This window comes from Streptomyces sp. NPDC001204 (assembly GCF_053598035.1).
Genome location: NZ_JBSFJL010000008.1, coordinates 296,880 through 303,444 on the forward strand (window position 1 = coordinate 296,880; position 6,565 = coordinate 303,444).

Sequence of the window (6,565 nt, forward strand, 5' to 3'; positions counted from 1 at the left end):
CGCCCCGAGCGGGCCGGGCCCGGGACGGAGCGGACCGGTTTCAGGAGCCGGAGTGGACCGGCCCCGAACTCGCCCGGACCGTCAACTCGGGCGCGATGAGCACCACTTCGTCCGCGTCGTGCCCGTCGAGCTTGGCCACCAGGCGCGCGACCGCGTGCCGGCCCATCTCCTGGGCGGGGATGCCCACCGAGGTCAGACGCACCGAGGCCTGGACGGCGACCTGGTCCGGGCAGATCGCGACCACCGACACGTCCTCGGGGACCGCGCGGCCCTGCTGGCGCAGCAGGGCGAGCAGGGGTTCGACGGCGGACTCGTTCTGCACGACGAAGCCGGTGGTGCCCGGGCGCTCGTCGAGGATCCGGGCCAGGGTCACCGTCATCGCGTCGTACCCGCCCTCGCACGGGCGGTGCAGCAGGCCCAGGCCGAGCTCGCGGGCCCGGGAGCGCAGACCGTCGAGGGTGCGTTCGGCGAAGCCGGTGTGCCGTTCGTAGACCGCGGGAGCCTCGCCGATGACGGCGATGTCACGGTGCCCGAGCAGCGCCAGATGCTCCACGCACAGCGCGCCCGTCGCACCCCAGTCCAGGTCCACGCAGGTCAGGCCGCTGGTGTCGGCGGGCAGCCCGATCAGGACCGACGGCTGGTCGGTCCCGCGCAGCAGCGGCAGCCGTTCGTCGTCCAGCTCGACGTCCATCAGGATCATGGCGTCGGCGAGCCCGCTGCCGGTGACCCGTCGCACCGCGTCGGGGCCCTCCTCGCCGGTGAGCAGCAGCACGTCGTAGCCGTACGTGCGGGCGGTGGTCGCCACGGCGATGGCGATCTCCATCATCACCGGCACGTACATGTCGGTACGCAGCGGGATCATCAGGGCGATGATGTTGGACCTGCTGCTCGCCAGGGCGCGGGCGCCCGCGTTCGGGTGGTAGCCGAGCTGCCGGATGCTCTCCTCGACCCGCTGCCGGGTGCTCGCGGAGATGGACCGCTTGCCGCTGAGGACGTAGCTCACCGTGCTCGCCGAGACTCCGGCGTGCTGGGCGACCTCGGCGAGGGTGACCATCCAGCTCTCCAAGTTTGTGAAGCGCTTCGACAGTGCGCGGTGCTGACATCGGGGGGTGAGAGTGGTTCGACAGTAACCCCGGCGGAGGTGGGTGTCCATAGCCTGTCGAAGCGCTTCGATTGTTTTCTGTCCCTGGCCCGGAGCGGGGCCATCCGAACGGAGTACAGGAGTGGTCGTCACGCCCCGCACACACGATGCTGGGGTGGCATCACACCGAGACAGACGGTGCACTGCGAACGTCCGTGTGCGTGGGGTGGTGGGTCCGCCCGGTATCGGGTACATACGATCCAGTAGCACCGGTCGGTAACGAACCGCCCCCACATCCCTATTCGCGGCGAGGTGAGCCTCATGTCCGCACCAACGTCCAACAAGCCCACCGTCACCGAGCGCGAGGCCCGCCAGGTGGCGGAGGCCGCCCGGGAGCAGGACTGGCGCAGGCCCAGCTTCGCCAAGGAGCTGTTCCTCGGCCGCTTCCGGCTCGACCTCATCCATCCGCATCCGCTGCCCGCCCCCGACGACGCCCAGCGCGGCGAGGAGTTCCTCGCCAAGCTCCGCGACTTCTGCGAGACGAAGATCGACTCGGCCCGCATCGAGCGCGACGCGCGGATCCCGGACGAGGTCGTCACCGGTCTCAAGGAGCTCGGCGCGCTCGGTATGAAGATCGACACCAAGTACGGCGGCCTCGGCCTGACCCAGGTCTACTACAACAAGGCCCTCGCCCTGGCCGGCTCCGCCAGCCCCGCGATCGGCGCGCTGCTCTCCGCGCACCAGTCGATCGGTGTGCCGCAGCCGCTGAAACTCTTCGGCACCCAGGAGCAGAAGGACACCTTCCTGCCGCGCTGCGCCCGCACCGACATCTCCGCCTTCCTGCTCACCGAGCCGGACGTCGGCTCCGACCCGGCACGCCTGGCGACCACGGCGGTCCCGGACGGCGACGACTACATCCTCGACGGGGTCAAGCTGTGGACGACCAACGGGGTCGTGGCCGACCTCCTCGTCGTCATGGCGCGCGTGCCCAAGTCGGAGGGCCACCGGGGCGGCATCACCGCCTTCGTCGTCGAGGCCGCCTCCGAGGGCATCACGGTGGAGAACCGCAACGCCTTCATGGGCCTGCGCGGCATCGAGAACGGCGTCACCCGCTTCCACCGGGTCCGGGTCCCGGCCGCCCACCGCATCGGCGGCGAGGGCCAGGGTCTGAAGATCGCCCTGACCACCCTGAACACCGGCCGGCTGTCCCTGCCGGCGATGTGCGCGGGCGCGGGCAAGTGGTGCCTGAAGATCGCCCGCGAGTGGTCTGCGGCCCGCGAGCAGTGGGGCAAGCCGGTCGCGCTGCACGAGGCGGTCGGCTCGAAGATCTCCTTCATCGCGGCCACCACCTTCGCGCTGGAGGCGGTGCTCGACCTGTCGTCCCAGATGGCCGACGAGAACCGCAACGACATCCGCATCGAGGCCGCCCTCGCCAAGCTCTACGGCTCCGAGATGGCCTGGCGGATGGCCGACGAACTGGTCCAGATCCGCGGCGGCCGCGGCTACGAGACGGCCGCGTCCCTCGCCGCCCGCGGAGAACGCGCGGTGCCCGCCGAGCAGATGCTGCGCGACCTGCGCATCAACCGCATCTTCGAGGGCTCCACCGAGATCATGCACCTGCTGATCGCGCGCGAGGCGGTCGACGCCCACCTCTCGGTCGCCGGCGACCTCATCGACCCCGACAAGACCCTCTCGGACAAGGCGAGGGCGGGCGCGAACGCGGGCGTCTTCTACGCCAAGTGGCTGCCCAAGCTGGTCGCGGGCCCGGGCCAGCTCCCGCGCTCGTACGCCGAGTTCCACCCGCCCGGGCACGTCGACCTCTCCGGCCACCTGCGCTACGTCGAACGCCACGCCCGCAAGCTCGCCCGCTCCACCTTCTACGCAATGTCCCGCTGGCAGGGCCGGATGGAGACCAAGCAGGGCTTCCTCGGCAGGGTCGTCGACATCGGCGCCGAACTGTTCGCGATGAGCGCGGCCTGCGTCCGCGCCGAGCTCCTGCGCACCCACGGCGACCACGGCCGCGAGGCCTACCAGCTCGCCGACGCCTTCTGCCGGCAGTCCCGCATCCGCGTCGCCGAACTCTTCGACCGCCTGTGGAGCAACACCGACGACCTCGACCGCAAGGTCGTCAAGGGCGTCCTCGGCGGCGCCTACACCTGGCTGGAGGAAGGAGTCATCGACCCGTCGGACGACGGCCCCTGGATCGCGGCGGCGGACCCCGGCCCGAGCGAGCGGGAGAACGTGCACCGGCCGATCAGGTGACGGCCGGCCGACGGCCCCGACACGTGGTACGGCCGTCTGCCGGCGCACTCCACCGGCTGCCCGGAGGCATCGCCACCGGGCAGCCGACCGCGTCCGCCGCCGGGGGGCGCGCCGCGCCGCCCCCCGGCGCGGCGACCGGCGACTCGCTCCCCCTCCGGGAGGGACGCGCTGTCCGTTCGGGGAGCCGCTGCCGCCACAATGGAGGGATGAGCGACAGTCCAGCCCCTCTCGCCGACCCGCACCTCGTCTTCGACCCCGTCACCGGGGACGGGCCCAGGGACGTGGTGGTCCTCGGGTCCACCGGGTCCATCGGCACCCAGGCCATCGACCTCGTACTGCGCAACCCGGACCGCTTCCGGGTCACCGGGCTCTCCGCCAACGGCGGACGGGTCGGTCTCCTCGCCGAGCAGGCGTACCGGCTGCGGGTGCGGACCGTCGCCGTGGCCCGCGAGGACGTCGTACCGGCCCTGCGCGAGGCGCTCGCCGCGCAGTACGGGACGGCCGAGCCGCTCCCCGAGATCCTCGCCGGACCGGAGGCGGCCACCCAGCTCGCCGCCTCCGACTGCCACACCGTCCTCAACGGCATCACCGGCTCCATCGGCCTCGCCCCGACCCTCGCCGCCCTGGAGGCGGGCCGCACCCTCGCGCTCGCCAACAAGGAGTCGCTCATCGTCGGCGGCCCGCTGGTCAAGGCGCTCGCCAAGCCCGGTCAGATCATCCCGGTGGACTCCGAGCACGCCGCCCTCTTCCAGGCGCTCGCGGCGGGGACACGGACCGACGTGCGCAAGCTGGTCGTCACCGCGTCCGGCGGGCCCTTCCGCGGCCGGACCAAGGCCGAGCTCGCCGACGTCACCGTCGAGGACGCCCTCGCCCACCCCACCTGGGCGATGGGTCCGGTGATCACGGTCAACTCCGCCACCCTGGTCAACAAGGGGCTGGAGGTCATCGAGGCCCACCTGCTGTACGACATTTCCTTCGATCGCATTGAGGTCGTCGTGCATCCGCAGTCGTATGTCCACTCGATGGTTGAGTTCACCGACGGATCCACCCTCGCCCAGGCGACGCCCCCCGACATGCGCGGGCCCATCGCCATCGGCCTGGGATGGCCCGAACGCGTTCCGGACGCGGCGCCCGCCTTCGACTGGAGCAAGGCGTCGACCTGGGAGTTCTTCCCGCTCGACAACGAGGCCTTCCCCTCCGTGGGGCTCGCCCGGCACGTGGGCCGGCTCGCCGGCACCGCCCCGGCCGTGTTCAACGCGGCCAACGAGGAGTGCGTCGACGCGTTCCTGCGCGGCACACTGCCCTTCAACGGGATCATGGAGACCGTGACACAAGTGGTCGAGGAGCACGGCACACCCCGCACGGGAACTACGCTGACTGTGCCGGACGTCCTCGAAGCGGAGACCTGGGCCCGCGCCAGGGCCCGGGAACTGACAGCGCGGACGGCGACAGCGGAGGCGCGTGCATGACGTCCTTGATGATGATCCTCGGCATAGTCGTCTTCGTGGTGGGCCTGCTGGTCTCGATCGCGTGGCACGAGCTGGGGCATCTGTCCACCGCCAAGCTCTTCGGCATCCGAGTGCCGCAGTACATGGTGGGATTCGGCCCGACCCTCTGGTCCCGCAGGAAGGGGGAGACGGAGTACGGCATCAAGGCCATCCCGTTCGGCGGCTACATCCGCATGATCGGCATGTTCCCGCCGGGCGACGACGGCCGGATCACCGCGCGCTCCACCTCGCCCTGGGGCGGCATGATCGAGGACGCCCGCTCGGCGGCCTTCGAGGAGCTCGGCCCCGGTGACGAGAAGCGCCTGTTCTACACACGTGCCCCGTGGAAGCGGGTCATCGTGATGTTCGCGGGCCCCTTCATGAACCTGATCCTCGCGGTCGCGCTGTTCCTGACCGTCCTCATGGGCTTCGGTATCTCGCAGCAGACGACCACCGTCAGCTCGGTCTCCCAGTGCGTCATCGCGCAGAGCGAGAACCGCGACAACTGCAAGAAGACCGACGCCCCGGCGCCGGCCGCGGCCGCGGGCCTGAAGGCGGGCGACAAGATCGTCTCCTTCAACGGGGTGAAGACCGACAACTGGAACCAGCTGTCCGACCTGATCCGCGCCAACCCCGGCAAGGAGGCGTCGATCGTCGTCGACCGCAAGGGCCAGGACGTCACCCTGCACGCGAAGATCGCCACCAACCAGGTCGCCAAGAAGGACTCCCAGGGCCAGATCGTGCAGGGGCAGTACGTCAGCGCCGGCTTCCTCGGCTTCAGCGCCGCCACCGGCATCGTCCGCCAGGACTTCGGGCAGTCCGTGACCTGGATGGGCGACCGGCTCGGCGAGGCCGTCCACTCCATCGCGAGCCTGCCCGGCAAGGTGCCGGCCCTGTGGAACGCGGCCTTCGACGGCGCTCCCCGCCAGCCCGACTCCCCGATGGGCGTGGTCGGCGCGGCCCGCGTCGGCGGCGAGATCTTCACCCTGGACATCCCGCCCACCCAGCAGCTGGCCATGGCCCTGATGCTGGTCGCCGGCTTCAACCTCTCCCTGTTCCTGTTCAACATGCTCCCGCTGCTCCCGCTGGACGGCGGGCACATCGCGGGGGCGCTGTGGGAGTCGCTGCGGCGGAATCTGGCGAGGGTGCTGCGCCGGCCGGACCCGGGTCCGTTCGACGTGGCGAAGCTGATGCCGGTGGCCTACGTGGTGGCGGGCGTCTTCGTCTGCTTCACGATCCTCGTCCTGATCGCGGACGTGGTCAACCCGGTCAAAATCTCCTAGCGGGCCCCTGACGAATGCGGCCGGACGGATCTCCCGTCCGGCCGCATTCCATTGAGTGGGTTTTGACGGGTGGGATGTGCTGGGGCACATGGACGTGCCGTAATCTCGATGCCTGGAGCCCGCCGCTGAACGAGGCCGGACCTTGATCCACGACTTGGGGTTGCACAGCAGATGACTGCGATTTCTCTCGGCATGCCGTCCGTTCCGACCAAGCTCGCCGAGCGCCGCAAGAGCCGGCAGATCCAGGTCGGTTCCGTGGCGGTGGGCGGGGACGCGCCGGTGTCGGTGCAGTCGATGACGACGACGCGTACGTCGGATGTCGGCGCCACCTTGCAGCAGATCGCGGAGCTGACGGCCTCGGGTTGTCAGATCGTGCGGGTGGCGTGTCCGACGCAGGATGACGCGGACGTGTTGGCGACGATCGCGCGGAAGTCGCAGATCCCGGTGATCGC

5 protein-coding genes are annotated in these 6,565 nt (G+C 70.6%); 4 read left to right on the plus strand and 1 reads right to left on the minus strand.

What is annotated here, in order from left to right; translation table 11 throughout:
• Positions 1-40 precede the first annotated feature (40 nt).
• Complete coding sequence (locus ACWC91_RS14740; protein ID WP_225079310.1) at positions 41-1,054, minus strand: LacI family DNA-binding transcriptional regulator; 1,014 nt, start codon at positions 1,052-1,054, stop codon at positions 41-43.
• Between the two features lie 348 nt (positions 1,055-1,402).
• Between ACWC91_RS14740 and ACWC91_RS14745 the strand changes: the two genes are divergently transcribed.
• The 4 genes from ACWC91_RS14745 to ACWC91_RS14760 all read left to right on the plus strand — a co-directional run.
• A complete protein-coding gene (locus tag ACWC91_RS14745) occupies positions 1,403-3,343 on the plus strand; it encodes an acyl-CoA dehydrogenase family protein (RefSeq protein ID WP_225079309.1) in 1,941 nt (646 codons plus the stop codon).
• A 206-nt stretch (positions 3,344-3,549) separates the two neighbouring features.
• On the plus strand, positions 3,550-4,812 hold the full coding sequence (gene dxr, locus ACWC91_RS14750; RefSeq protein WP_225079308.1) for a 1-deoxy-D-xylulose-5-phosphate reductoisomerase: 1,263 nt from the start codon (positions 3,550-3,552) through the stop codon (positions 4,810-4,812).
• 8 nt (positions 4,813-4,820) lie between these two features.
• Positions 4,821-6,113 carry a M50 family metallopeptidase gene (locus ACWC91_RS14755; RefSeq protein ID WP_450643054.1) on the plus strand — a complete coding sequence of 431 codons (1,293 nt, stop codon included), beginning with the start codon at positions 4,821-4,823 and terminating at the stop codon, positions 6,111-6,113.
• A gap of 171 nt (positions 6,114-6,284) precedes the next feature.
• A partial coding sequence (locus ACWC91_RS14760) for a flavodoxin-dependent (E)-4-hydroxy-3-methylbut-2-enyl-diphosphate synthase (protein ID WP_450643039.1) occupies positions 6,285-6,565 on the plus strand: 281 nt, incomplete at its 3' end.

Bases quoted from the DNA above. Each gene is read 5' to 3' on its own strand.
- ACWC91_RS14740 (WP_225079310.1), bottom strand. From the start codon at position 1,054: ATGGTCACCCTCGCCGAGGTCGCCCAGCACGCCGGAGTCTCGGCGAGC.
- dxr (WP_225079308.1), top strand. From the start codon at position 3,550: ATGAGCGACAGTCCAGCCCCTCTCGCCGACCCGCACCTCGTCTTCGAC.
- ACWC91_RS14755 (WP_450643054.1), top strand. From the start codon at position 4,821: ATGATGATCCTCGGCATAGTCGTCTTCGTGGTGGGCCTGCTGGTCTCG.
- ACWC91_RS14745 (WP_225079309.1), top strand. From the start codon at position 1,403: ATGTCCGCACCAACGTCCAACAAGCCCACCGTCACCGAGCGCGAGGCC.